This window comes from Streptomyces montanisoli, from assembly GCF_017813245.1.
Lineage (GTDB): Bacteria > Actinomycetota > Actinomycetes > Streptomycetales > Streptomycetaceae > Streptomyces > Streptomyces montanisoli.
The window spans coordinates 1-25,435 of sequence record NZ_JAGIQL010000062.1; the positions used below are offsets into that span (position 1 = coordinate 1).

At 72.8% G+C, this 25,435-nt stretch carries 17 protein-coding genes; 3 read left to right on the forward strand and 14 right to left on the reverse strand.

The features are described from left to right. Positions 1-131 precede the first annotated feature (131 nt). From JFN87_RS16665 to JFN87_RS16695, 7 genes are all read right to left on the reverse strand, one after another. Positions 132-1,433, reverse strand: a complete 1,302-nt coding sequence (locus JFN87_RS16665) for a DUF4192 domain-containing protein (RefSeq protein WP_209340868.1) — start codon at positions 1,431-1,433, stop codon at positions 132-134. Between the two features lie 140 nt (positions 1,434-1,573). Further along, the gene (locus JFN87_RS16670; RefSeq protein ID WP_209340869.1) at positions 1,574-3,733 is read right to left on the reverse strand and encodes a RecQ family ATP-dependent DNA helicase; all 2,160 of its coding nucleotides are present in this window, start codon (positions 3,731-3,733) and stop codon (positions 1,574-1,576) included. A 128-nt stretch (positions 3,734-3,861) separates the two neighbouring features. Continuing rightward, a complete protein-coding gene (locus tag JFN87_RS16675; protein ID WP_209340870.1) occupies positions 3,862-4,569 on the reverse strand; it encodes a hypothetical protein in 708 nt (235 codons plus the stop codon). Between the two features lie 125 nt (positions 4,570-4,694). Further along, positions 4,695-5,405 (reverse strand): ribonuclease HII, encoded by a 711-nt coding sequence (rnhB, locus tag JFN87_RS16680; protein WP_209340871.1) that lies wholly within the window; start codon positions 5,403-5,405, stop codon positions 4,695-4,697. A gap of 116 nt (positions 5,406-5,521) precedes the next feature. Next, entirely contained in the window at positions 5,522-6,493 is a 972-nt protein-coding gene (locus JFN87_RS16685) for an ADP-ribosylglycohydrolase family protein (protein ID WP_209340872.1), read from the reverse strand. Positions 6,494-6,519: 26 nt separating this feature from the next. After that, a complete protein-coding gene (locus JFN87_RS16690) occupies positions 6,520-7,167 on the reverse strand; it encodes a histidine phosphatase family protein (RefSeq protein ID WP_209340873.1) in 648 nt (215 codons plus the stop codon). Positions 7,168-7,257: 90 nt separating this feature from the next. Beyond that, complete coding sequence (locus JFN87_RS16695; RefSeq protein ID WP_209340874.1) at positions 7,258-7,863, reverse strand: YdbC family protein; 606 nt, start codon at positions 7,861-7,863, stop codon at positions 7,258-7,260. Between the two features lie 131 nt (positions 7,864-7,994). Here JFN87_RS16695 and JFN87_RS16700 point away from each other — a divergent pair, with 131 nt between their 5' ends. Then, positions 7,995-8,519 carry a TerD family protein gene (locus tag JFN87_RS16700; protein WP_209340875.1) on the forward strand — a complete coding sequence of 175 codons (525 nt, stop codon included), beginning with the start codon at positions 7,995-7,997 and terminating at the stop codon, positions 8,517-8,519. Between the two features lie 334 nt (positions 8,520-8,853). Beyond that, on the forward strand, positions 8,854-12,084 hold the full coding sequence (locus JFN87_RS16705; protein ID WP_209340876.1) for a TIM-barrel domain-containing protein: 3,231 nt from the start codon (positions 8,854-8,856) through the stop codon (positions 12,082-12,084). A 100-nt stretch (positions 12,085-12,184) separates the two neighbouring features. On the opposite strand, the gene JFN87_RS16710 is transcribed toward JFN87_RS16705, so the two are convergent. After that, on the reverse strand, positions 12,185-15,088 hold the full coding sequence (locus tag JFN87_RS16710; RefSeq protein WP_209340877.1) for a vitamin B12-dependent ribonucleotide reductase: 2,904 nt from the start codon (positions 15,086-15,088) through the stop codon (positions 12,185-12,187). A 152-nt stretch (positions 15,089-15,240) separates the two neighbouring features. Further along, positions 15,241-15,756, reverse strand: a complete 516-nt coding sequence (nrdR, locus tag JFN87_RS16715) for a transcriptional regulator NrdR (protein ID WP_209340878.1) — start codon at positions 15,754-15,756, stop codon at positions 15,241-15,243. Positions 15,757-16,247: 491 nt separating this feature from the next. Here nrdR and lexA point away from each other — a divergent pair, with 491 nt between their 5' ends. Continuing rightward, positions 16,248-17,036 carry a transcriptional repressor LexA gene (gene lexA / locus JFN87_RS16720; protein WP_209340879.1) on the forward strand — a complete coding sequence of 263 codons (789 nt, stop codon included), beginning with the start codon at positions 16,248-16,250 and terminating at the stop codon, positions 17,034-17,036. 142 nt (positions 17,037-17,178) lie between these two features. Here the strand turns inward: lexA and JFN87_RS16725 are convergent, their stop codons facing one another. From JFN87_RS16725 to JFN87_RS16745, 5 genes are all read right to left on the reverse strand, one after another. Beyond that, the gene (locus JFN87_RS16725) at positions 17,179-19,149 is read right to left on the reverse strand and encodes an ATP-dependent DNA helicase (RefSeq protein WP_209340880.1); all 1,971 of its coding nucleotides are present in this window, start codon (positions 19,147-19,149) and stop codon (positions 17,179-17,181) included. A gap of 38 nt (positions 19,150-19,187) precedes the next feature. Beyond that, complete coding sequence (locus tag JFN87_RS16730) at positions 19,188-21,095, reverse strand: IucA/IucC family protein (RefSeq protein ID WP_209340881.1); 1,908 nt, start codon at positions 21,093-21,095, stop codon at positions 19,188-19,190. A 132-nt stretch (positions 21,096-21,227) separates the two neighbouring features. After that, positions 21,228-21,869: a GNAT family N-acetyltransferase gene (locus tag JFN87_RS16735; RefSeq protein WP_209340882.1), complete on the reverse strand. Its 642-nt coding sequence runs from the start codon at positions 21,867-21,869 to the stop codon at positions 21,228-21,230. A 20-nt stretch (positions 21,870-21,889) separates the two neighbouring features. Beyond that, on the reverse strand, positions 21,890-23,749 hold the full coding sequence (locus JFN87_RS16740) for an IucA/IucC family protein (protein WP_372449240.1): 1,860 nt from the start codon (positions 23,747-23,749) through the stop codon (positions 21,890-21,892). A gap of 31 nt (positions 23,750-23,780) precedes the next feature. Then, positions 23,781-25,172 carry a diaminobutyrate--2-oxoglutarate transaminase family protein gene (locus tag JFN87_RS16745; protein ID WP_307865484.1) on the reverse strand — a complete coding sequence of 464 codons (1,392 nt, stop codon included), beginning with the start codon at positions 25,170-25,172 and terminating at the stop codon, positions 23,781-23,783. Positions 25,173-25,435: the final 263 nt, after the last annotated feature.

Consider the following 25,435-nt stretch of genomic DNA (forward strand, 5'->3'; position numbering starts at 1 on the left):
CCCCCCCCCCCCCCCCCCCCCCCCCCCCCCCCCGCCCCGCCCCCGCCCCCCCCGCCCCCCCCCTCCCCCCCTTTCTTCTAGGCAGAAGAGGGCCTACAAGATGCATAGGTGACAGGAGTACAGACGAGTGCTCATCGGATCTCGCCGGGCCGCGCGACCGCGGTGGGCAGGGCTTTCACGCCGCCGGGCTGCCGCGGGACGCGGGGCCTGGCCCGGCGCACCACACGGCGCGCCGCCCGTACGCCCCTTCGCCCTTCCGGCTCGCGTGCGGCGGGTTCGGCGGGTTCGGCGGGTTCGGCGCCGAAGCAGGCGCGTACGGCACGCAGATCGAGCCCCTGGTTGCAGGCCTCCTGAAGGAGATGGGCGAGGTGGCAGCCCGGATCGACCGAGAGGGCGCGGCCGAGCGCGACCCTCGCCGAGGGCTCGTCGCCCGTCGCCCAGGCCGCCCACCCAGCGAGGACCAGGGGCGCCGCCGCGTACTCGACGTAGATGCCGCCGCAGCGGCGGGCGAGGGCGCGCCACAGCCGCAGGGCGGAGGGCGACCCGCCTTCCTCCGTCCAGCCGGCGGCCTGGTCGCGCGTCTCCCTGTCCTGCAAGCCGAGTACGACGGCCGCGGCCTCCTCGTCGCGGATCAGCCCGTCGTCAACGGCGTCGGCGGCCGCCTCGGCGTCGGGCGTCGTGGGCGGCGCGCCCTTGGCCTCGTCGAGGCGGCGTACCAGGTCACGAGCGAGGCCCAGCGTCTTCGTGGCGATCTCCGCCCTGCCCCCGCCGAGGATCTGGGGCACGATCGCGGCCCCCACCGCGTCGAAGGCCCGCGCCTGGGCGGCCGTGCCCTCGGGCCCGGGCGGCAGGATCCGGCGCTCCAGGTCTTTGAGCGAGCCACGCACCCGCAGGCCCGCGTAGGCGGCGGCAGCGGCCATGACGGACGTGCCGGGCAGGACCGTCTCGGTGCCCTCCGGCGGGCAGCAGCGAGGGTCCGGGCAGCAGTACGACCAGAGGCGGCCGCCCGAGACGCACAGCGCCTCCACCACCGGGACGTCGAGAGCGCCGCAGGCGGTGCGCAGCCGCTGCGCGAGGGGCCGCAGCCGCTCCATGACCTCACGGCCGGTCTCGCCCGGCTCGCCCGCCCCGCCCGGATCCTGGTAGAGGAAGACGAGGATGCCGTCCGGCCTCGATCCGCGCCCCTGGGCGGCCTCGACGGCGTAAGCGGCCAGTTGGTCGGCGACCGCCGGCCACTCACGCGGCGAGCCGGGGATGCCCAGCCGCAGCCGCCCGCCGAACCGGGCGCGCTCGCCGTGCAGCGTGACGAGGACGACCGAGTCGGTGGGGCGGAAGCCGAGGATGTACGGGAGCGCGTCGGCCAGCTCCGCGGGACCGCGGAGCGTGACCGCCTGCTCGTCGGCGGGACGTGGGGTGTCGTGGTGATTGCTCATGGCACGACGGTCCCGCGGAACGCACGGCGACCGCGACCCCTGTGGATAACGTTATCCACAGCACCGTTTCGGCCATGCCGCGGGTGGCCGAACCGCCGGCCGTGAGGCAGACCTGACGGGCCGTCACACGGGTGACGCGCTCAGCCCGCCGCGGCCAGGACCAGTGGGAGCACGTCCCCGCCGCCCGCCTGGCGGATCAGGCGGGCGGCGACGGCGAGGGTCCAGCCGGAGTCCGTGTAGTCGTCCACGAGCAGCACGGGGCCCGCCGAGCCGGAAAGCGCGCCGGCGAGTTCCCCGTCGACGCCGAAGGTCCCGGACAGCACCCTCAGGCGCTGGGCGGAGTTGCTGCGGCGCGGCGCGTGCACACCGTCAGGACCCGTGTGCGTCAGTGTGCCGAGGAAGGGGAGGCGGCCGATGTCCGCGATGCCCTGGGCAAGTGAGCCGACGAGCAGGGGTCGTGCGAGGGACGGCACGGCGACGACGCCCACCGGCCGGGCGGAGGCGTCCGGCACGCCGGGCGCCCAGCCGCCCGGGGACCTGGCCCAGTCGGCGAGTACCGCGACCGCGGCCCGCAGGACGTCGTCGGGGACCGGCCCGTCCGGCGCGTTCTCTGCCAGCAGCGGGCGCAGCCGGTTGCCCCAGCCGATGTCCGAGAGCCGCCCCAGGGCGCGCCCCGTGGAAGCCTGTTCCTTGGCCGGAATCCGCCCCTTGAGGTCGATACCGAGCGCGGGCATCCCCGTGGGCCACATGCGCCGCGGCTCGACCTCGATCCCCGGGCGGTCCAGCTCCTTGGCCGCCCCCGTCAGCGTCTCCGCCGAGACGGACGCGTCGGCGAAGGCGCCCGCGCAGTTGTCGCAGCGGCCGCACGGGGCCGCGCCCTCGTCGTCCAGCTGCCGGCGCAGGAACTCCATACGGCAGCCGGTCGTGCTCACGTAGTCGCGCATGGCCTGCTGCTCTGCCGACCGCTGCCTCGCCACCCAGGCGTAGCGCTCGGCGTCGTAGACCCACTCGGCCCCCGTGGCCGTCCAGCCGCCCTTCACCCGCCGCACGGCGCCGTCGACGTCCAGCACCTTGAGCATCGTCTCCAGCCGGCTTCGCCGCAGGTCCACCGAGGCCTCCAGGGCCACGGAGGAGAGCGGCCTGCCCGCGTCGCCGAGGGCGGAGAGCGTCTGGCGCACCTGTGCCTCGGGCGGGAAGGCCGTGTCGGCGAAATAGCGCCAGATCGCCTCGTCCTCCTTGCCCGGCAGCAGCAGCACGTCGGCGTGGGCGACGCCGCGCCCGGCCCGTCCCACCTGCTGGTAGTAGGCGATCGGCGACGAGGGCGAACCGAGGTGGACCACGAACCCGAGGTCGGGCTTGTCGAAGCCCATCCCGAGCGCCGAGGTCGCCACCAGCGCCTTGACCCGGTTCTGCTGGAGGTCGGCCTCGGCCTGGAGCCGGTCGGCGTTCTCCGTGCGCCCGGTGTAGGAGGCCACCCGGAAGCCGCGCCCGCGAAGGAACGCGGTGGCCTCCTCGGCCGCGGCGACGGTGAGGGCGTAGACGATCCCGGAACCCGGCAACTCGTCGAGGTGCTCCGCGAGCCACGCCATGCGGTGCGCGGCGTCCGGCAGCCGGACCACGCCGAGACGCAGGCTCTCCCGGTCCAGCGGACCGCGCAGCACCAGGGCCTCGCCCGCGCCGGTCCCCAGCTGCTCGGCGACGTCCGCGGTGACGCGCGCGTTGGCGGTCGCCGTGGTGGCGAGAACGGGCACGCCCGGGGAGAGCTCGGCGAGCATCGCCCGCAGCCTGCGGTAGTCGGGGCGGAAGTCGTGGCCCCAGTCGGAGATGCAGTGCGCCTCGTCGACCACCAGCAGGCCGGTCGTGGCCGCGAGCCGGGGCAGCATGTTCTCGCGGAAGTCCACGGAGTTGAGGCGCTCGGGACTCACGAGGAGAACGTCGGTCTCACCGCGCTCCACCTCGGCGTGGATGGTGTCCCACTCCTCGGGGTTGGCCGAGTTGATGGTGCGCGCGCGGATGCCGGCACGCGCCGCGGACTCGACCTGGTTGCGCATGAGCGCGAGCAGCGGCGAGACGATCACCGTCGGGCCGGAGCCGCGCCTGCGCAGCAGCGCGGTGGCGACGAAGTACACCGCCGACTTGCCCCAGCCGGTGCGCTGCACCACCAGCGCACGCCGGCGCTCCTGGACCAGGGCGGCCACGGCCTGCCACTGGTCCTCGCGCAGTCTCGCCGAGCCCTCCGGGTCACCGACCAGCTCGGCGAGGATGGCGTCGGCTTCGGTGCGCAGCTGCGGATCGTCCATGCCCCCATGCAACCCGATGGCTCGGACAATCGGCCAATCCACCCCGCCGGCGGGGAACGCGACGGTCCGGCCGCCGCCCTTGGCTTCTCAGGGGCGGGGCCGGCCGGTCACGTGCGGTGCGAGGCCTCTCAGACGCCCGCGCCGAGCACGGCGTTGATCCTCTGCGGATCGCCGCACACGACGAGCAGCGCCGTCGCGCGCTCGAGCGCCGGCGGCAGCACCTGCGCTGCGCTGTCCTCCCCGTTGACGGCGACGACGACGACGGGCCGCGGACGCGCACGCGAGACGGCCGCGCCGTCGGCGAAGAACACGTCCTCGTGCGCGTCGTGCTGCGCCCAGTAGGACGCCTCCCCGAAGGAGAGTTCGTGGGTCGCCCACGGATGCTGCTCGCCCGTGGTGAGCACCAGGACATCACCGGGCGCGCGGCCCGAGTCGAGCAGCAGGTCCACCGCTTCTTCCGCGGCGTCGAGCGCTCCGTCCGCGGACGCGGGGATGAGCTGGATCTGGGGCGCGGCGGACGGCGTGGCGGGCGCCTTTTCAGCGGGCGCCTTCCCCGCCGGCGCGTTCGCGGCCGGCATGTTCGCGGCCGGTGTGTTCCCGGTGGGCGCCTTCGGCTGCCCTGCGGAGGAGTGCGAGCGCTGCGCCGGCGGCGCCGCCGGCCTCGCGGGACCGGGGCCCGGGCGTCCGGGCCGCGGCGTGGCCGCCGATCGCGGCCCCGGCACGGGGCGCGGACCGGGTACGGGACGTGGGGTCGGCGCGGTGTGGCCTGCGGCCGGTGTCGCGCGGGGACCCTGGGCTCTCTCGTGAATCTGAGGCTCCTCGGGGGTGAGAGGCATGACTGGATGTCTATCAAACGCCGACCGGTGAGGCGTCGGCGGGTGGGCACATTTGTGCCCATGTCTGCGGCTGTACCCATGTTGTGTCCGTAAGGCACACGAACAGAAGGCTTTGTTCGGAAGGTTCAGAAATCGAGACCGAGTTGGACCCCGTCCTCTGGTGCGCCAGGCGGCGCGGGGACACGCGTCTTCTTCAGGTGACGCCAGCGGGGCAGCGCGTCGAGGTAGGCCCAGGAGAGCCGGTGGTGCGGTGTCGGCCCCCACTCCTCGAGCGCGACCCGGTGCACCGGCGAGGGATAGCCGGCGTTGTCGCCGAAGGCGAACGGCGCGTACTCGGCGGCGTTGCCCCCGAGTTCGGCCATCATCGCGTCCCTGCGGACCTTGGCGAGCACGGAGGCGGCCGCGACGGACACGCAGGACAGGTCGCCCTTGATGACCGTACGGACGCGCCAGGGCCCGCCGAGGTAGTCGTGCTTGCCGTCGAGTATCACCGCGTCGGGCACCACGGGCAACGCGTCCAGCGCCCGGACGGCCGCCGTCCTCAGGGCGGCGGTCATCCCCAGGGCGTCGATCTCCTCCGGTGACGCGTGCCCCAGCGCGTGGCAGGTGACCCATCCGTGCAGCACGGCGGCCAGTTCGGTGCGCCGCTTCGGCGTCAGGAGCTTGGAGTCGGTGAGCCCCTCGGGGGCCCTGCGCAGTCCGGTGACGGCCGCGCACACCGTGACGGGGCCCGCCCACGCGCCACGGCCGACCTCGTCGATACCCGCCACGATCTTGGCGCCTGTGGTGGCGCGGAGCGAGCGCTCGACGGTGTGCGTGGGTGCTTCGTACGGCATAGCGCGAGCAAGCGTACGCCGCGGGCACGCGCCGCGACAGCCGGGGGGCCTGTCGGCGACGCGGGCCGGTTCGCCGTCGCTGCCGCCCCGTTCGGGCAGGCCTCCCGGGAGCGGCGTCAGCTTCCTGTCAGCCAGGCCGGCAGGGGCTCCGTGCGCGCGGTCCAGTCCGCGGGCGGGGCGCCCGCTGCCGACGAGGCGACCACTCCCCCGAAGATCGCGCACGTCGTGTCGACGTCGCCGCCTGCCTGCGCGGTGGTCCAGAAGCCGCCTTCGAAATCACCGAGGGCGCGCGCCGCCGACCACAGTGCGAACGGCACGGTGTCGTGAGCGCTGGTGCGGCGGCCGCAGCCGAGGACGGCGGCGACCGTGCCCGGGTCGCCGTAGTCCAGCATGTCGCGCGCCCTGCGCAGCCCCTGGCCCACCGCGCTGCGCGGCACCAGGGCCACGACGCCGTCGAGCAGCGCGTCGGGCGCGGGCGGGCCGGACGGGTCCGCCGCGAGTGCCGCGGCGGCGGCCACCGCCATGGCGCCCGCGACGGCCTCGCGGTGCTGGTGGGTGGTGTACGCGGAGATCTCGGCCTGGTGCGTGGCCTGCTCCGGGTCGTCGGCGTACCAGGCGCCCAGCGGGGCGATGCGCATGGCGGCGCCGTTGCCCCACGACCCCTGCCCGTCGAACAGCCCGGAGGCGAGGGCACGCCAGTCGCCGCCCTCGCGGACCAGCCGCAGCATGCGGTTCACGGCGGGGCCGTAACCGCGGTCGAAGTCGTGGTGCTCGGCGAACGAGTGCGCCAGCGCGTCCTGGTCGACCCGGCGGTGCGCGGCGAGCACGGCCAGCACGGAGGCGGCCATCTCGGTGTCGTCGGTCCACTGCCAGGTGCCCGGCGGTGTCTCGCGCCGCTTCAGCAGCGGATGGTTTCCTGGCACGAAGTACTGGGAGCCGAGGGCGTCCCCCACGGACAGGCCCCGCAGGGATGCCAGGGCACGCGCGTAGCGGATCTCGGTGGAGGTGGAGGTGGAGGTGGAAGCGGAAGTGGCGGCGGGTACGGTCTCCGGCTCGGCCGGTCGTCCGGGTGTGTGGTCAGCGGTCATCGCCCTGCCAATCTAACCGCACGCGCCTACGGCTCTTCCGGCTCGCGCCACCTGGCGAACGGGCGGTCGAGTCCGTACGTGCCGTCCTCGCCCAGCAGCAGGCTCCTGGTCTCGCCGTTGCCCGGGTTGGACAGGGCCTCGAACTCGGCGACCGTCCAGTGGAACCACCGCATGCAGAACAGCCGCATGGTCAGGCCGTGCGTGACGATCAGCACGTTCGGCGGCGAGTCCGGCTGCTCGAACCCGCGGTGCAGGCTCTCCAGGAAGGCGCCGACCCTGTCGTAGACGTCCGCGCCCGACTCGCCCTGCGCGAAGCGGTAGAAGAAGTGGCCGTACGCGTCCCGGTGGGCCTTCTGCAGGCGCACGTCGTCGCGGTCCTGCCAGTTGCCCCAGTCCTGCTCCCGCAGGCGCGGCTCCTCCCTGACCCGTACGAGGCAGCGGTCGAGCGCGAGGGCCCGCAGCGTCTGGTGGGTGCGCCGGTAGGGGGACACATAGGCGCTGACGCGCTCGTCCCCCAACACGTCCCGCAGCCGCTCGCCCGTCGCCTCGGCCTGGCGCATGCCGCGTTCCGTCAGGCTCAGCGCGTGGTCGGGGACGCGCTCGTACACCGAGTCGTCGGCGTTGCCCTCGGACTCGCCGTGCCTGACGAGGATGATGCGCCTGGGTCGTGCCATGACTCCGACCCTGAGCGGCGCGAGTGGATCTTGACGGTCGGCCCGCAACCCGGAAGGCGCGGACGGCGCGGCGCGGCCCGGCTCCGTGCGTCACACCGTCCAGGGCGCTTCGAGGTCGACGATGTCCCCCGCGAGCGCCGCCACGTCCGTCGCCGTCTGCGCGCGCAGCGTCAATCGTTCGACGCGCTCCACGCGGTACTTGCCGTGCTCGGCGGCAGACTGCCACATGGAGAGCACGAGGAACTCGTTGCCCGGCGCGCCGCCGAACAGCCCGCGCACCATGCCGGGAGAGCCGGCCATCGCCGGGTTCCAGACCTTCTCCTGCATGAGCGCGAAATGCTCGACGCGCTCTTCGTGCACCCTGCTGTGCGCGACCCTCACCACGTCCGCGTCGGTGAACCGGGGCTCGAAGCCGGTCTTCACGTCGAACCGGTGGTCGAAGAGCTTCACCTGCGCGTCCGTGAACGTACCGGCCTGCCCGGAGGCGAGGCGGTCGTGGGAACGCGCCATGAACGAGTCGTAGAACGCCCGGCTCTCCCAGAACGCGAACACATGGGCCACGCCGGGACGTATCCTGCTCCATCCCCCGCCCTGCCCCCGAAAACCCGGTTCACCGAGCAACCCCGCCCACTTACGTTGCCCGCGTTCGAACCCGCGACGGTCGACCACGGTGCAGCGAGTCCACTTGACCAGCACCGCGCCATCGTAAGGCCCGTGGCGTGGCCCCGGTCACGTTCCAGGTTCGGCGGACCGTTGTCAGGGGCCGGGACTACTCTTTGAAGTGCCATGAGGAAGCGTCGGCGCACTTCGAGGGGGAGGGCCGAGCGGTGGGCAACGCCAACAAGGGACTGTCGAAGGTCGAGGTCATGCTCCGGTGGGACCCGAGCCCGCTGGGCGCGCCCGACCACGATCTCGACCTGATCGCCGGGGTGTTCGCGGCGGACGCGCCGCACGGGGCACCCGTGTACGTGGTCCACTTCGACAGCCGCTCGCCCGACGGGACGATCACGCTGAACCGCGACAGCAGGACGGGCCAGGGCCTCGGCACGGACGAGGAGATGACGCTCGAGCTGGACCGGTCGAGCGACGCGTACACGCGGGTGATCGTGGGCGTCGCGATCCAGCAGGGCGACGGGGAGCGGACGTTCGGCGAGATAGCCGACCCGGAGGTACGCATCGTCGAGGACCACGACGAGCTGGCACGCTTCGACTTCACCGGGGTACCGCACGCCAAGGCGGCCGCGCTGGCCGAGTTCTTCCGTGAACGGGGCGGGGCCTGGCGCTTCCGCCCGGACGTGCGCGGCTTCGACGCCGATCCGCAGACGTTCGCGCGCAGGATGGGCGAGGCCTGACCGCCCCGCGGCGACCCCGCCCGGAGCAGGCCCCGTGGGCCCGTCGCGTCATCTTCCCGGTCGCGCCGACGTATTGACGACGCCTGGCGCCGTGGGTTGATATTGAAAGGAACATGATCTGAGGTACCGGTGCCGGTCGAGGGGCGGTCGCGGATGGCTCGGACAGTGTGTCCCGCTGGCAACCGCCGTACTCGTACCGGCGCTTCGAGACGTGCCCACTCCCTTTTCCGCACCCCGGTGGTGCGCGTCCAGGCTGCCGCCTCGCCGATTTCTGACATCGTTGTCAGCGGTCGGAGTACCCCCTCCAGGAGATACCGAAGGAGTACCGGGTTCCATGGCTCACAGATGGCGACAACGTCGCAGAATCACGTCGGCCGCTGCCGCGGCCGGCGTCCTGGTGGCCCTGGGGGCCGCCGGGTTCCCCGCACAGGCGGCGGGGGCCGCGCACGCGGGTCGCGGTCACGGCGCCGCGCGTTCTGAGGTCGTCTCGGGCGACGCACGGTTCGAGGTCCTCTCCCCGACGCTCATCCGCACCGAGTACGCGGGGGACGCGAAGTTCGTCGACGCGGCGACCTTCAACGCCATCGGCCGCGACACGTTCGGCAGGACCCCGTTCACGTCGTCGACGCGCCACGGCAAGCTGACGATCCGCACGAGCGCCATGACGCTGACGTACAAGGTCGGCTCGGGGAAGTTCACCGCGGACAACCTGAAGGTGACGGAGAAGGCCGGCAAGCAGTCGGTCACCGCCGCTCCCTGGCCCGACGCGCCGGTCTGCGCCGTCGGGACGCGGTGCGAGGCGGAGAACCAGACGCTGAACGGCGTCGGCGTCGCCATGGACCACTCCGGTTACACCGGCTCCGGCTTCGCGGCGGGCTTCCAGTCGACGGGCAACTCCCTGTCGTTCTCCGTGACCGTCGCCAAGGCCGGCACCTACCAGGTCGCCACCCGCTACGCGAACGCCGTCGGCGGCGACGGCGGCGACAAGGACCGCACCCTGAGCGTGTCGGCGGACGGCGGCGCCGCGAAGACGCTGACGCTCCCGAAGACCGCGAGCTGGGACACCTGGTCCACGGCGTCGGTCACGCTGGACCTGTCGGCCGGCACCCACACCGTCACCTTCGCCCGCACCGCGGCCGACTCCGGCAACGTCAACCTCGACAACGTTGCCATCCTGACGCCGGGAGCGCCCTACCCGGACCCCGTGGCGCCACCGGTCGAGGACTGCTCCTTCGGCACCCTCTGCGAGGCCGAGACCGCCGGCCTCGGCGGTTCGGCCGCGCTCAAGTCCGACCACAACGGCTACTCGGGCCGCGGCTTCGTGGCCGGGCTCGAGTCCTCGAGCGCGCGGGACACGCTGCACGTCGTCGACGTGCCCAAGGCCGGCGACTACGCCCTCCAGCTGCGGTACTCCAACGGCGACGCGAGCGGCGCCGCCCGTGACATCTCCGTCAAGGCCGGCACGGGCGACCCGGTGAAGGCCTCGCTCCCCGCCACGAGCGACTGGGACGCCTGGCGCACGGCCACCGTCCCGGTGCGCCTGGCCGCGGGGGCCAACGACGTGACCGTCGGCTGCCCCGAGGACGACGGCTGCCGCGTCAACCTCGACACCGCCGCTGTCACCTCGCGCACCTCGCCGCTGCTCTCCCCGCACGCGCCGCTCGGCGGGTACCGCCGCAGCCTCGACGGCGTCAACGGCGAGGCGCCCACGACGCCGGGACTGCTCTACCAGGACGGCTGGACGCTGCTCGACGACACCCCGTCGGCGATCTTCGACAACGCCACCCAGAAGGTCACGCAGCGGGGCGACCACGGGGGCAAGGGCTACCAGGACGGGTACGTGTTCGGCTACGGACACGACTACCAGCAGGGCCTGTCCGACCTCGCCACCCTGACGGGACCCTCCGCGCTGCTGCCGCGCTGGGCCTACGGCGTCTGGTACTCCGAGTACTACGACCGCAGCGCCGCGGACTACGAGAACACCATCCTGCCCAAGTTCCGCGCGGACGGCGTCCCGCTCGACGCCCTGGTGACGGACACGGACTTCAAGTCGCCCAGCACCTGGGACGGCTGGGAGATGGACCCGAAGAAGTTCCCCGACCCCAAGGCGTTCTTCGACTGGTCGGCCGCGCAGGGGCTGCACAACTCGCTCAACATCCACCCGAGCATCTCCGGTGACGATCCCAGGTTCGCCCAGGCGCAGGCCACGGCCAAGGGCAAGCTGAAGGACAGCGGGAACAACACGTACACCTTCGACTGGGCCGACCCCGACCAGCTCAAGGCCTACTTCGACCTGCACGAGCCCATGGACAAGGCCGGCGTCGACGTCTGGTGGCTCGACTGGTGCTGCGACGCGTCCGTCTCGTCCCTCGGCGGGGTCACGCCCGACGCGTGGATCAACCAGCAGTACGCCGACGACTCGGCGAAGAACGGCGAGCGCTCCTTCGCGCTCTCCCGGGCCTTCGGGGCGCTGCCGCAGGGCAACTACAACCCGCACGGCCTGCCGACGGGGCCGTGGGCCGACAAGCGCACCACCGCGCACTTCACCGGTGACTCCACGTCCAGCTGGGCCACCCTCAAGTACGAGGTCGGCTACACGCCGGGCGAGTCGGCGTCCACCGGCCTGTCCAACGTGTCGCACGACATCGGCGGGTTCAACAACGACGGCACGCAGGCCAAGGGCGCGGAACCCGGCACCACGAAGCTGCCCGACGACCTGTACGCGCGCTGGGTGCAGCTGGGCACCTTCCAGCCAGTGGACCGCCTGCACGGCAACCACGCCGACCGGCTGCCCTGGCAGTACGGCCCGGCCGCGGACAAGTCGGCCGAGAAGTTCCTGAACCTGCGGGAGGACCTCGTCCCGTACACGTACAGCCTCTCCGAGCAGGCCAACCGCACCGGTACCCCCGTCGTGCGGCCGACCTACGTGCAGTACCCGGAGAGCCAGGACGCGTACGCGACGGCGGGCAGCGAGTACTTCTACGGCCCCGACGTGCTGGTCGCCCCCGTGACCACGCCAGGCGACTCGGCCACGACGTCCGTCTGGTTCCCGGCCGGCTCCTCGTGGACCGACTACTTCACCGGCAAGACGTACGCGGGAGGCACCACGCAGAAGATCACCACCGGTCTTGACTCGATGCCCGTCTTCATCAAGTCCGGCGGCATCATGACGACGCGCACCGGCAACGTCGCCAATGACGTACAGAACCCCCTCACCAAGGCGACGGTCACCGTGGCACAGGGCGCGCCCGGGTCCACGAGCCTCTACGAGGACAACGGCACCACGACCGACAGCAGGCAGAGCGCCACGACGGCGATCCGCTACGCCGAGCACGGGGCGAACCACACGCTCACGATCGCCCCGGCGTCGCGCTCGTTCAAGGGCCAGGTGTCCCACCGGGCCTGGACGGTCTCCTTCGTGAACGCGCACGCGCCGAAGCAGGTCTTCGTCAACGGCCGGAGGGTCAGCGCCTCCCACTGGTCCTTCGACGCGGGCTCGAGGACCCTGACCGTCACCGCACCGGCGCAGTCGGTGCACCGTCCGCTGGAGGTCAGGTACCACTGAGCCACCGAACCGGCCGCTGAGGCAGGCTCGTGAAAAGGCCGTGGCCCCCGGAGCAGAGGCGCTCCGGGGGCCACACCCCTGTCAGGGGGTCACTCTCGCGTCAGCTGCAGCCGCTGGTCGAGCCGCAGCCCTCGCAGATGTAGCAGGAGCCCGCGCGCTGCATCTTCGTGCCGCAGGAGAAGCAGAGCGGCGCGTCCGCGCTGATGCCCAGCTGCATCTCCACCAGCTCGGCGGAGGTGTGCGCCTCCTGCGGGGCCGGGGCCGCCGACGCGGCGGCCGTCGTGGCCGGGGAGGCGACCGCCTTGAGTCCGGTGTCCTGGCCGCGCGGCGCCGACTGCGCCGGCGCGTCGACATCCACCTCGCTCTCGGCCGGCTCGTACGAGCCCGTGTCGAGGTGGCGCTTGCGCTCCTCGGCCGAGTGGATCCCGAGCGCCGAGCGGGTCTCGAACGGCAGGAAGTCCAGCGCGAGGCGGCGGAAGATGTAGTCCACGATGGACTGCGCCATCCGCACGTCCGGGTCGTCCGTCATGCCGGCGGGCTCGAAGCGCATGTTGGTGAACTTCGAGACGTACGTCTCCAGCGGCACGCCGTACTGGAGGCCGACGGAGACCGCGATCGAGAAGGCGTCCATCATGCCGGCGAGGGTCGAGCCCTGCTTCGACATCTTCAGGAAGACCTCGCCCAGGCCGTCGTCCGGGTAGGAGTTGGCCGTCATGTAGCCCTCGGCGCCGCCGACCGTGAAGGACGTCGTCAGGCCGGGGCGGCCCTTCGGCAGGCGCTTGCGCACCGGCCGGTACTCGATGACCTTCTCGACCGTCTCGCGGATGGCGTCCTCCGCCTTGGCGGTGACCTCGGCCTTCTCCTGCTCCTTCTTCTTCGCCGAGAGGGGCTGGCCGACCTTGCAGTTGTCGCGGTAGATGGCGAGCGCCTTCACGCCCAGCTTCCACGCCTCGAAGTAGATCTCCTCGACCTCTTCGACCGTCGCGGACTCGGGCATGTTGACCGTCTTGGACAGCGCGCCCGAGATCCAGGGCTGGATCGCGGCCATCATGCGGACGTGGCCCATCGCGGAGATGGAGCGCTCGCCCATGGCGCAGTCGAACACCTCGTAGTGCTCCGGGCGCAGGCCGGGCGCGTCGACCACGTTGCCGTGCTCGGCGATGTGCGCGACGACCGCCTCGATCTGCTCCTCCTGGTAGCCGAGGCGGCGCAGCGCCTGCGGCACCGTGCCGTTGACGATCTGCATGGACCCGCCGCCGACCAGCTTCTTGAACTTGACGAGGGCGAGGTCGGGCTCGAGTCCCGTGGTGTCGCAGGACATCGCGAGGCCGATGGTGCCGGTCGGCGCGATGACCGACGCCTGCGCGTTGCGGAAGCCGTTCTTCTCGCCGAGGCGCCGCACGTCCTGCCAGGCCTCGGTGGCCGCGGCCCAGATCGGCGTGTCGAGGTCGTCCATGCGGGTCGCCACGGCGTTGGCGTCGGCGTGCTGCTTCATCACGCGGTTGTGCGCGGAGGCGTTGCGCGCGTAGCCGTCGTACGGGCCGACGACCGCGGCCAGCTCGGCGGAGCGCCGGTAGGCGGTGCCCGTCATCAGCGAGGTGACGGCGCCGGCGAGCGCGCGGCCGCCGTCGGAGTCGTACGCGTGGCCCGTGGCCATCAGCATGGCGCCGAGGTTGGCGTAGCCGATGCCGAGCTGGCGGAAGGCGCGGGTGTTCTCGCCGATCTTCTGCGTCGGGAAGTCCGCGAAGCAGATCGAGATGTCCATCGCGGTGATGACCAGCTCGACGACCTTGGCGAAGCGCTCGGACTCGAAGGACTGGTTGCCCTTGCCGTCGTCCTTGAGGAACTTCATCAGGTTCAGGGAGGCGAGGTTGCAGGACGTGTTGTCCAGGTGCATGTACTCGCTGCACGGGTTCGAGCCGTTGATCCGGCCGGACTCGGGGCACGTGTGCCAGTGGTTGATCGTGTCGTCGTACTGGATCCCGGGGTCGGCGCAGGCCCACGCGGCCTCCGCCATCTTCCGGAACAGCGACTTCGCGTCGACCTCCTCGATGACCTCGCCGGTCATGCGCGCCTTGAGGCCGAACTTGGAGCCGGTCTCGACGGCCTTCATGAACTCGTCGTTGACCCGGACGGAGTTGTTCGCGTTCTGGTACTGGACGGACGCGATGTCGTCGCCGCCGAGGTCCATGTCGAAGCCCGCGTCGCGCAGGGCGCGGATCTTCGCCTCCTCGGTGACCTTGGTCTTGATGAAGTCCTCGATGTCGGGGTGGTCGACGTCCAGGATGACCATCTTGGCCGCGCGGCGCGTGGCGCCGCCGGACTTGATGGTGCCGGCGGAGGCGTCGGCGCCGCGCATGAAGGAGACGGGGCCCGAGGCGTTGCCGCCGGAGGAGAGGAGCTCCTTGGAGGAGCGGATGCGGGAGAGGTTCAGGCCGGCGCCCGAGCCGCCCTTGAAGATCATCCCCTCTTCCTTGTACCAGTCGAGGATCGAGTCCATGGAGTCGTCCACGGACAGGATGAAGCAGGCGGAGACCTGCTGCGGCTGGGGCGTGCCGACGTTGAACCAGACCGGGGAGTTGAAGCTGAAGATCTGGTGCAGGAGGGCGTGGGCGAGCTCGTGCTCGAAGATCTCCGCGTCCGCCGGTGAGGCGAAGTAGCGGTGGTCCTCGCCGGCCTTGCGGTACGTCTTCACGATCCGGTCGATCAGCTGCTTGAGGCCGGTCTCGCGCTGCGGGGTGCCGAGGGCTCCGCGGAAGTACTTGCTGGTGACGATGTTGACCGCGTTGAGCGACCAGAAGTCGGGGAACTCGACGCCGCGCTGCTCGAAGTTGACCGAGCCGTCGCGCCAGTTGGTCATGACGACGTCACGGCGCTCCCACGTGACCTCGTCGTAGGGGTGGACGCCGGGCGTGGTGTGGACGCGCTCGATCCGCAGTCCCTTGCCGGCCTTCGCTCCCTTGGACCGGGAACCCCGTGCCTGGCCACTCGTCGTCTCTGTCATGCCGCCTCCCATATACGTACAAAAACACTCGCGCATGCCGTGCTGTTCCACGACTGCGGGCACATCTGCGACACCTCGGGCGCCACCCTGGGCGCCCGAGGCAAGTCCTTGGCCTCGGGGTTTTTCCGGGCCCGGGCCCGGGCCCGGCCGGGTCAGCCGGCGGCCGTGGCGGCGGGTTCGGGGGCCTCGGCTCCCCCGCCCGCTCCGTCGCCGTCCTCGGCGGGCGGCCGCTCGCGGAGTTCCGCGATGGCCGCCTCGAAGTCCTCGAGCGAGTCGAACGCCCGGTACACGGACGCGAACCGCAGGTACGCGACGAGGTCGAGCTCCCGCAGCGGGCCGAGTATGGCGAGACCGACGTCGTGGGTGGAAAGCTCGGCGCTGCCGGTGGCCCGCAGCTGCTCCTCGACCCGCTGGCCGAGCTGCGCCAGCGCGTCCTCGGTGACCGGGCGGCCCTGGCAGGCCTTGCGCACCCCGGTGATGACCTTGGTGCGGCTGAAGGGCTCCGTCACGCCGCTGCGCTTGATCACCATCAGCGACGCGGTCTCCACCGTCGTGAACCTCCGAGAGCACTCGGGGCACTGGCGGCGGCGCCTGATGGCCGTCCCGTCGTCGGTCGTCCGGCTGTCGACGACCCGGCTGTCGGGATGCCTGCAGAAGGGACAGTGCACGCTTCCCACTCCTCCCTCACCGCACGGCTGTATGGCTTCACGACGGCCGCACGACGGCCCCTGAGAAGCTGCCCCCAGCATAGCCGCACCACAATCTGTGGGCCATGGGGACTACCCAACCACTACATGTGGGGGATGGTCCGCACATTCCGTTCCCGCGCGTGTCGCACGCCCGAGGGCGCGGAGACCGCGCCAGGCACGGCGCGGGCACCCGGGCCGGGCATGAGAGTACGTGACGCGGACGGCGTCCCGGGAGCCGGGGGACAGCGACCCGGACGCCGGGGGACGCCGGCCGCGCGGCCGACGGTACGGTGGCGTCACGCGGGGCCCGCCGCCGGGAGGCTCCGCCCCTCACGAAGCGTGCCCATACACCCGAGCCACCGGCTCAGGGCGTGCAGTTCGGACTTTTTCACTCGAACGTGTGTTTGGCGCAACCTTTCGAAAGCCACTACCGTTGTGCAGCAGGGAGAACACACCTGAGAGGGGCCGATGTGACCACGACCGCCGACAGCACCGCCATCACCGCGCAGGACCGCTCCGCGCGCCGGTTCGAGCCGGTGCAGGCCGTGACGGACGCCGTCACCACGGACCAGGAGGGGCTCGCGAAGGCGAGGTCGCTGCCAGGCCGACCCCCCGGCATCAGGGCGGACTCCACTGGACTCACGGACCGGCAGCGCCGGGTCATCGAGGTCATCCGCGACTCCGTGCAGCGGCGCGGCTACCCGCCGTCGATGCGGGAGATCGGCCAGGCGGTCGGCCTGTCGAGCACGTCGTCCGTCGCACACCAGCTGATGGCACTCGAACGCAAGGGCTTCCTGCGCCGCGACCCGCACCGGCCCCGCGCCTACGAGGTCCGCGCCTCCGACCAGCCCACCGCGCAGCAGACGGACACCACGGGCAAGCCCGCCGCCTCGTACGTGCCGCTGGTCGGCCGGATCGCGGCCGGTGGACCCATCCTCGCGGAGGAGTCCGTCGAGGACGTGTTCCCGCTCCCGCGCCAACTGGTCGGTGACGGCGAGCTGTTCGTCCTCAAGGTCGTCGGCGACTCGATGATCGAAGCGGCCATCTGCGACGGCGACTGGGTGACCGTACGGCGTCAGCCCGTCGCGGAGAACGGCGACATCGTGGCCGCGATGCTGGACGGCGAGGCGACCGTGAAGCGCTTCCGGCGCGAGGACGGGCACGTCTGGCTGCTGCCGCACAACGCCGCCTACCAGCCGATCCCCGGCGACGAGGCGACGATCCTCGGCAAGGTCGTCGCGGTCCTGCGCCGCGTCTGAACGCCACGTCCGAGCCGCCGCGTCCCGCCCGCACGGGCGGGAGCCTTGGCTGCCGCAGCCGCAACGACACTCCCCGGCCCGAGCGCACTCGCGCCGGGCCGTTCGTCTGCGCCCGTAGCCCCGAAAGCCCCGCTCCCGAGGCCTACTTGCCCTCCGCCTTGGCCGCCGCGTCGATCGCGGCCAGTGACTTACGGGCCTGGTTCCTGTCCGTCGTGTACCAGAAGTCGGGGAGCGAGGCCCTCAGGTAGCTCCCGTAGCGCGCCGTCGCGAGCCGCGGATCCAGCACGGCGACCACACCGCGGTCCCCCGTCGCCCTGACGAGCCGGCCGGCGCCCTGGGCCATCAGCAGCGCCGCGTGCGTGGCCGCCACGGCCATGAAGCCGTTGCCGCCACCCTCCTCCACCGCCTTCTGGCGCGCGCTCATCAGCGGGTCGTCGGGGCGCGGGAACGGGATCCTGTCCATCACCACGAGCTGCGAGGACGGCCCCGGCACGTCCACCCCCTGCCACAGCGACAGCGTGCCGAACAGGCACGTGCGCGGGTCCGCCGCGAACCCCTTGATCAGCTCGCCGAGTGTCTCCTCGCCCTGCAGCAGGATCGGCACGTCGAGCCGCCCGCGCAGCTCCTCCGCCGCCGCCCGTGCCGCGCGCATCGACGAGAAGAGCCCCAGGGTGCGTCCGCCGGCCGCCTCCACCAACTCCGCCAGCTCGTCCATCATGTCGCCGCGCGAGCCCTCGCGGCCCGGCGTGTTCAGATGGCGGGCCACGTAGAGGATCCCCTGCTTGGGGTAGTCGAACGGCGAGCCCACGTCGACGCCCTTCCACTGCGGCACCTCGTCACCGCCCGTGCCCTCCGCGGCGAGCCCGAGCGACGCCCCCACGCCGTTGAAGTCGCCGCCGAGCTTCAGGGTGGCCGACGTCAGCGTCACCGAGCGGTCGGCGAACAGCTTCTCCCTGAGCAGGCCCGACACCGACAGCGGCGCGACGCGCAGCGAAGCGCCGAACCGGTCGTGCCGCTCGTACCAGACGACGTCCCACTCCGAGCCGTTCGCGATCCGTTCCGCGACCCCGTGCACCGACTCGACCGACGCCATGGCCTGCTTGCGCACGACGTCCTCGTCCTGCACGGACTTGTCGCGGGTGTTGCCGAGCGCCGTGATCACCGTGCGGGCCGCGTCACGCAGCGCCATCAGCGCGTACGCCAGGTCTTCCGGGATCTCTTCGAGGCGCCCGGGCAGCGCCAGCTCCATGAGCCGCTCGAACGTCTCCGCGGCCGTCTGCAGCGCGTCCGCCGCCTTCTCGTCCACCAGCTTGGCCGCCCGGCGCACCGCGCGGTTCACCTGCCCGGGGGTCAGCTCGCCCGTGGCCGCGCCCGTCACCCGGGAGACCAGCTCGTGCGCCTCGTCCACGATCAGCACCTCGTGCTGCGGCAGGACGGGGGCGCCCTCGATCGCGTCGATGGCGAGCAGCGCGTGGTTGGTCACCACCACGTCGGCCAGCTTCGCGCGCTCGCGGGCCAGCTCGGCGAAGCACTCCTGCCCGTACGCGCACTTCGTGGCGCCGAGGCATTCACGCGACGAGACCGACACCTGCGCCCAGGCGCGGTCGGACACCCCGGGCGTCAGGGCGTCGCGGTCGCCCGTCTCCGTCTCGTCGGCCCAGTCGCGCATGCGCAGCAGGTCCTGGCCGAGCTTGCTGGTGGGCTCGGCGGCCTCGAACTGGTCGAACAGGCCCTCCTCCTCGTCCTGCGGCATGCCCTCGTGCAGCCGGTGCAGGCAGAGGTAGTTGCTTCGGCCCTTGAGCATCGCGAACTGGGGGCGGCGGCGCAGCAGCGGGTGCAGCGCCTCGACCGTGCGCGGCAGGTCGCGTTCGGCGAGCTGCCGCTGCAGCGCGAGCGTTGCCGTGGCCACCACGACACGCTCCCCGTGCGCCAGGGCGGGCACGAGGTAGCCGAGGGACTTGCCGGTGCCGGTGCCGGCCTGGACCAGCAGGTGGGACGGGGTGTCGATGGCCTCGGCCACGGCCTCGGCCATGGCGACCTGGCCTGGCCTCTCCACACCGCCGACGGCGGTGACGGCGGCGTGGAGGAGCTCGGGGAGTGATGGCTTCGTCATAGCGCGACCACCCTACGGCCGGGGACTGACACCGGCTCTCACGCCCCGGGCGGCCGGTGCGCGCCGAGGGGGTTCTCGACGGTTCCGTGCACGGCGGCGTGCGGCCGTTCCGCCCGGTCGCGGTAGCCGTCGAGGTGGAGGCGGTTGCGGTTGAGGCAGAGCCGTTCGATACGCGGGGTGAGCAGGTCGAACGCTTCGAAGCGGTCCTTGAGTTCGGGGAAGCGTGCCTGGTGGCGCAGGATCTCCGCCCGTACGAGTGACCAGAACTCGCTTTCACGCACACCCAGTTGCTCCTCGCACAGCGGGGCCAGGTAGCGGAAGACGCCCACGAAGAGGCCGGAGTGGATGAACTGGATGAGGAAACCGGGGTCCTCGGTCAGCAGGACGTCCCTGACCTCAGCCGGCATCGAGTCGTGTTCCGGCAGCGGCACGGAGCTGACGTTGACGTCGTCCACGAAGTCCTTGATCGCGAGACGCACCGGCACGTCGTGCTCGTCGAAGACGACGATCGTGTTCTCGCCGTGCGGGGAGAACACCGTCCCGTAGCGGTAGAGGAAGTGCAGCAGCGGCGGCAGCAGCGCCGCGAACAGCCGGGCGAGCCAGCGCGCGGGGTCGAGCCCCGAGCGTGCGACGAGCTCCGCCGTCAGGGCGCGGCCCGCCGGGTCGGTGTGCAGCAGGGCCGCGAGCGTGCGGGCGCGCTCCCCGGGGTCGAGGCTGGTCAGCAGGGGCTGCCGCCAGATCGCCCCGAGCAGCTCCTTGTACTGGTAGGGGGCCTCGGGGAGCCGGTCGTAGAGCGGGTGCCGCACGGTCACGGACGCGACCTCCCCCTGGAGGATCACGCGCGTCTCGTCGCGCAGGAACGGGTCGTCGTCGCGCAGCCCGAGCACCCAGGACGTGACGGCGGGCGCGGCGAGCGTGCGCCGGGTCGGCAGGCCGCGCCACACGAGGGTGTTGAGGATGGACAGCGGCAGCTTCACGGTGTGGCGGTCGGGACGGTCGACGTTGAGGAACGTGCGGATGGACTGCTGCGGCAGGCGCAGGTCGCCGTCGGTCGGCAGCGGCACGATGGATCCGTCGGCGATCGCGGGCGCGTAGAGCGGGACCAGCACCTCGTCCCACTGCCACGGGTGGACGGGCAGGTAGAGGTAACCGGACGGGTCGAGTCCGCGCCGGGCGAGCAGGCCGTCGAACGCGGCGCGCACCTCGGGGTCGAGCTCGGTGGCGTAGAGCAGGGCGGGACGGGTCAGGCCGCGGCTGCCGCGGTAGGCGGCGAGCCGGGTGGAGACGGCTATCCAGGGCAGCGTGACGGGCGTGCGGGCCTCGGGTGCCCAGCGTGCGGTGTCGGTCGCGGAGAAGCCGACGCGGCCCTTGTTGAGGACGATCCACGGGTGGCCCGTCTGGTGGCCCTCCAGTTCGGCGTAGCCAAGGTCGGCGAGTTGGGCGGCGGTCGCCGCGGTGTGGTCGAGGGCCGCGTCGGCCGCGACGGTCGTGGTCAGCTCGCGTATGAGGTGGCCGAGGGTGTCGCCGTCGATGCCCAGCAGCCGGCGGGACAGCATCAGGAAGCGCAGCGGGTCGGTGAAGGGCGTGCAGCTCCCTTCGGCGTCGCCCGCGCCCGCTTCCGCGTCGGCCGCGCCCGTCTCCCCCGCGCGTGTCAGCGACGCCGGGTCGACCCGCCAGCTGCCGTACGCCCCGCGGCGGGCGCGGAAGCGGAGGCGGGAGCCGTCGTCGAGTACGAGCGCGTAGTGGCCGCTGCCCCGGCCGCTCTCCACGGGCGCGACGATCTCCTCGTAGGCGAACTCGCCGACCAGCTTGGCCAGCAGCCGGCGGGACGCCGCGGCCCAGCGGTGCGGCGTGAGTCCCGGCGGTGCGTACAGCGGTGAGTGCGGCAGGGCCGGCGCGGCGAGTGCGGTGGAGTCGCTGGAGTCATGCACGGGCGTCGTCGACATGAGGAGGCTCCTCGGAGCGGAGGTGGCGGGACCTGGCGGCGGTCCGCCTACGACTGTTCGAATACGGCGGGTCACTTACGGTAGGGCACTGGCGGTCGCAGGGACCCGGTCGGGGCCTTCGCTGTGGTGGGGTCAGAGGAGCCGGCGCAGTGCACGGTCCCGGATCATGAGTGCGGCTCGTTTGCCGGGCAGGTCCACCTCCGCGCCGAAGCGGAAACCCGCGCTCAGAAATGCTGACACGGAGGGCGTGTTCTCCAGGTCGGGTTCGGCAAGTACGCGCGTGCACCGGGGCCGATGGTCGAGAATGTGGTCCGACACTGCCCGCAGGAGGGCGGTGCCCACACCCCTCCCCCGGTCGGCCGCGCCGCCCACCAGGACGTGGACGCCGGTGTCGTGGGGACGCGCCGGGTAGTGGCGGGCCAGCGGGTCGAGGTCGGCGCGGTAGACCTCGAAGTAGCTCATCGGCACGCCGTCGAGTACGCCGAGGCAGGGGATGCTGCGCCCGTCGCCGCGCAGTTGCGGCTCCAGGTGGGCGGCGGTGACGGACGCGGGCCCCGCGAGCTCCCAGAAGGCGGCCACCGCCGGGTCGTTCATCCAGCGGGTGATCAGGGCGAGGTCGCGTTCCTGCCGCACGGGCGTCAGCCGCAGGACGCCGGCGGGGCAGGTGACGGGCCCCCAGCCGTGCAGGCCGTCGAGCAGGCCGTCGTCGAAACAGCGGGTACGCGCGGGGGCCGGCGCGCTCCCGTCCGCGGCGCGCTCCCCGGCGTGCGTCATGGCGGCGCTCTCCTCCCCCGTCACGGCCTCAGCGGGTTCGTGATGGTGACGTAGACGGACTGGGTGTCGACCGGCCCGACGAGCTCGTCCAGGCCGTGCAGCCGGGTGAGCAGGTTGGCCTTGCAGCGCAGCACGGGCGCGGCCAGCAGCTGCCCGGGCAGCGGGGATCCCGACGCGGCGGCGTCCGCGAGGAACCGGCGGAAGGCGGCGATGAGCACCTGCTCGCCGGCCAGTCGCTGCGAGCCGAACGCGCCGATGAGGCCGAGGACGTTGTTGATGCCGAGGTAGTACGCGAACCTCTCGTCGGTCACCTCGTCGGAGACGAAGGTGTCGGAGGCGGCGCCGATGCCGGGCAGCCTGCGCTCCAGGGCCTCGCGGTGCGAGGCGCGGAAGTAGTAGCCCTGGTTGTCGCGGTAGCGGCCGCCGATGGGCCACCCGTCGGCGTCGAGGTGGACGAGGGTGTTCTGCTGGTGCGCCTCCAGGGCGATGCCCGCCTGTCCGTCCAGCCAGAGGATCGGCCTGACCACGTGGTGGAGGTAGCGCAGGAACCACTCGGCGGCGACGGCGGGCCCGGGTCTTCCCGTGCGGACGGCGAGTCGCGCGACGATGTCCGCGAGCCGCGAGAACGTCGTGCCGCGTCCCGGGTACGGGCGTGGCGCGGTCAGCCCGGCGACGCACACGGCGTCGTCCGCGGGTCCGAACGGGTTGTGCCGCAGGATCACGTCGAGGCCGGGCACCGGAGCGCCGTCCTCGCCGTCGACGGCGAGCCAGGCGGGGTCGCGGACGATGTCGAAGCCGGGGTGCGCGGCACGCCACTGCCTGCCGAGCCCGGTGCGCAGCAGCCGGTGCACCTCGACGCCGCGGCGCAGCTCCTTGCGCAGGTTCTCGCGGCGCGAGTTGGTGATGCGCACGCCGAGGGACAGCTTGAGCATGGCGGGGGCGCCCGGCCTGTGCACCGTGCGGACGGAGGAGGTGGGGTGCCAGGGGTCGCCGTGCGGCCCGAGGTCGTGCACGAGCCGCGCCTCGGCCAGCCGGGCGAACGCCGGACGGTGCGTCATGTCGCGTGCCTGCCACGGGTGGAGCGGCAGTGGGACGGTGCCGGGGGGCAGCGGGACGTGGCCGAGCAGGCGTCCGGCGAGCCGTTCGGCGGTCACCGGCCTGCCCTGCTCCGTCCAGGCGGACTCGGCGGCGAGGACCGAGCGGTCGACGGCCACCCAGTGCAGGGCGAACAAGCCGCCGAGTTCGGGCGAGTAGCGCAGGGCCTCCGCCTCGGAGAGCCCCTGCCTGCTCTTGGGCGTGGGGTGCATGGGGTGGCCGAGCACCAGCGACTGCTCGGCGGCGAGGAACAAGTCGGCGCCGTGCGCCGGTTCGGGCCGGTGGCGGCGGTGGGCGAGGAAGAGCGCGGTGTGGCGGGCGGAGTCGGCCACCATGGCGACGAGGTCAGTGCCCTGGTGGCGGCCGGTCTCCCGGCCGAGCAGCGCGGCGACGGTGACGGCGTCGGCGGGCGGCGCCTGGTGCGGCGCGCCGTCGAGGAAGGCGGGCCCGAAGCGGTGCCAGCCGGTCGGCGACCAGTAGTCGACCGGTACGTGCAGCGCGGTGCCGCTCATCGGCAGCGGCAGCCGCAGCACCCCGCCGTCCGGCGCCTGGATGTCGTTCTCCCTGACCCAGCAGCGCAGCAGGTTCTCCACGGCCGCCGATTCGGCGGCGCGGTGCGCGTCGGGGTGGTCGAGCGGGTCGGGGCGGGTGGCGGGTGCGGGATGGGCCTCGCCCGTCCGTCCGGCGTGCGGGTGCCGCTCCGCGCCGTTGTGCTGGCGGGGCACCATGACGGACTCGGGGGCGTCCGGCGCCACCGGCAGGTCGGACGGGGGGGTGGGGTTCACGGGTCTTCCTTTGCGGTTCCTGGATGCGGGGTCAGCGCGACCGTCCTGCGGACGCGAGGGCGGCACGCTCGGCGGCGGCCAGCGCGTCGGCGAACCGGTCGAGCACGGCCTCGGCCTGTTCGTCGGTGAGGATCAGCGGTGGCAGCAGCCGCACGACCGCGCCGTCGCGGCCGCCGAGTTCCACGATGAGCCCCCGGTCGAGGCAGGCGCGCCGCACGGCACGCGCGAGCGCCGCATCCGCGGGTGCGGGTGCGGGTCCGGTGCCGTCGCCGGCTCCGGCCCTGGCTCCGGCCACGGGGTCGACGATCTCCACGCCGATCATCAGCCCGCGCCCGCGCACGTCTCCGACGCAGGGGTGCTCGGCGGCCAGGCCCTTGAGGCGGGCGAGCATCCGGGCGCCGAGCAGCGCGGCGCGCTCGGCGAGGCCGTTCTCCCGCACGAAGGCGAGGGTGGCGGTGCCCGCGGCCATCGCGAGCTGGTTGCCGCGGAACGTGCCGGCGTGCGCTCCGGGGTGCCACACGTCGAGATCCTCGTGGTAGACGATCACGGCGAGCGGGAGCGACCCTCCGACGGCCTTCGAGAGCACCATCACGTCGGGGACGATGCCACTGTGCTGCACGGCCCAGAAGCTACCGGTCCTGCCGACGCCTGTCTGCACCTCGTCGGCGATGAGCGGCACCGAGCGGTCCGCGGTGATCCTCCGCATCCGGCGCAGCCACGCGTCGGGCGCGGGCAGCACGCCGCCCTCGCCCTGCACGGGTTCCACGATCATCGCGGCCGGCCGCGGCACACCGCCCCTCGGATCGTCGAGGAGGCTCTCCGTCCAGCGCGCCGCCGTCTCGGCGCCCCGCTCGCCGCCGAGGCCGAACGGGCACCGGTAGTCCTGCGGGAAGGGCAGGCGCGTGACCCGTACGTCGCGGGCGCCGCCCGACACGGCCAGCGCGCCCTCCGTCATGCCGTGGTACGCGCCGGTGAACGCGAGGACGCCCTCGCGGCCCGTCGCGGTGCGCGCCAGTTTCAGCGCGGCCTCGACGGCGTCGGTGCCGGCGGGCCCGCAGAACTGGATCCGCGCGTGCGCGGCGAGTTCGGGCGGCAGGTTGGTGAACAGCTCGGTGACGAAGGCGTCCTTGACGGGCGTGGCCAGGTCGAGCACGTGCAGTGGCGCCCCGGAGTCGAGGACCTTCCTGATGGCTTCGAGTACCACGGGGTGGTTGTGGCCGAGCGCGAGCGTGCCGGCGCCGGAGAGGCAGTCGAGGTAGCGCCGGCCGTCAGCGCCCTCGACGGTGAGGCCGCGGGCCCGCACCGGCACGATCGGCAGGGACCGCGCGTACGTGCGGGCGGCGGACTCGCGCTGCGCCTGGCGCCTGAGGATGCCCTCGTGCACCACGGTCGCCGCCGCAGGGATCGTCTTCGTCACGGCCACGTCTCCCGGTCCTCCCGCTGTCGCCATGCCCGGCACGTCCGTGGCGTGCCGGGCGCCGGGGCTCGGCGGCGGGCGCCGGCCGTGTCCCCCGCACGTACCAACGACGCCGGGTGCGGAGGATCACGGGTGGCGGGAAGATCCCTGGCCCGCGCGCGTGGCGCAGAACCGCGGACCTGACGTATGGCGTGTTCCCCGGCAACGGCATAGTGGGGCCGTTGCCGGGGAACACGCCGCCCTGCGCGTACACGTACCTTCCAGGGGGA

Bases quoted from the DNA above. Each gene is read 5' to 3' on its own strand.
- JFN87_RS16685 (WP_209340872.1), bottom strand. From the start codon at position 6,493: ATGACCGCTGACCACACACCCGGACGACCGGCCGAGCCGGAGACCGTA.
- JFN87_RS16725 (WP_209340880.1), bottom strand. From the start codon at position 19,149: ATGACGAAGCCATCACTCCCCGAGCTCCTCCACGCCGCCGTCACCGCC.
- JFN87_RS16690 (WP_209340873.1), bottom strand. From the start codon at position 7,167: ATGGCACGACCCAGGCGCATCATCCTCGTCAGGCACGGCGAGTCCGAG.
- JFN87_RS16675 (WP_209340870.1), bottom strand. From the start codon at position 4,569: ATGCCTCTCACCCCCGAGGAGCCTCAGATTCACGAGAGAGCCCAGGGT.
- JFN87_RS16665 (WP_209340868.1), bottom strand. From the start codon at position 1,433: ATGAGCAATCACCACGACACCCCACGTCCCGCCGACGAGCAGGCGGTC.
- JFN87_RS16670 (WP_209340869.1), bottom strand. From the start codon at position 3,733: ATGGACGATCCGCAGCTGCGCACCGAAGCCGACGCCATCCTCGCCGAG.
- JFN87_RS16705 (WP_209340876.1), top strand. From the start codon at position 8,854: ATGGCTCACAGATGGCGACAACGTCGCAGAATCACGTCGGCCGCTGCC.
- rnhB (WP_209340871.1), bottom strand. From the start codon at position 5,405: ATGCCGTACGAAGCACCCACGCACACCGTCGAGCGCTCGCTCCGCGCC.
- JFN87_RS16735 (WP_209340882.1), bottom strand. From the start codon at position 21,869: ATGACGCACGCCGGGGAGCGCGCCGCGGACGGGAGCGCGCCGGCCCCC.
- JFN87_RS16710 (WP_209340877.1), bottom strand. From the start codon at position 15,088: ATGACAGAGACGACGAGTGGCCAGGCACGGGGTTCCCGGTCCAAGGGA.
- JFN87_RS16730 (WP_209340881.1), bottom strand. From the start codon at position 21,095: ATGTCGACGACGCCCGTGCATGACTCCAGCGACTCCACCGCACTCGCC.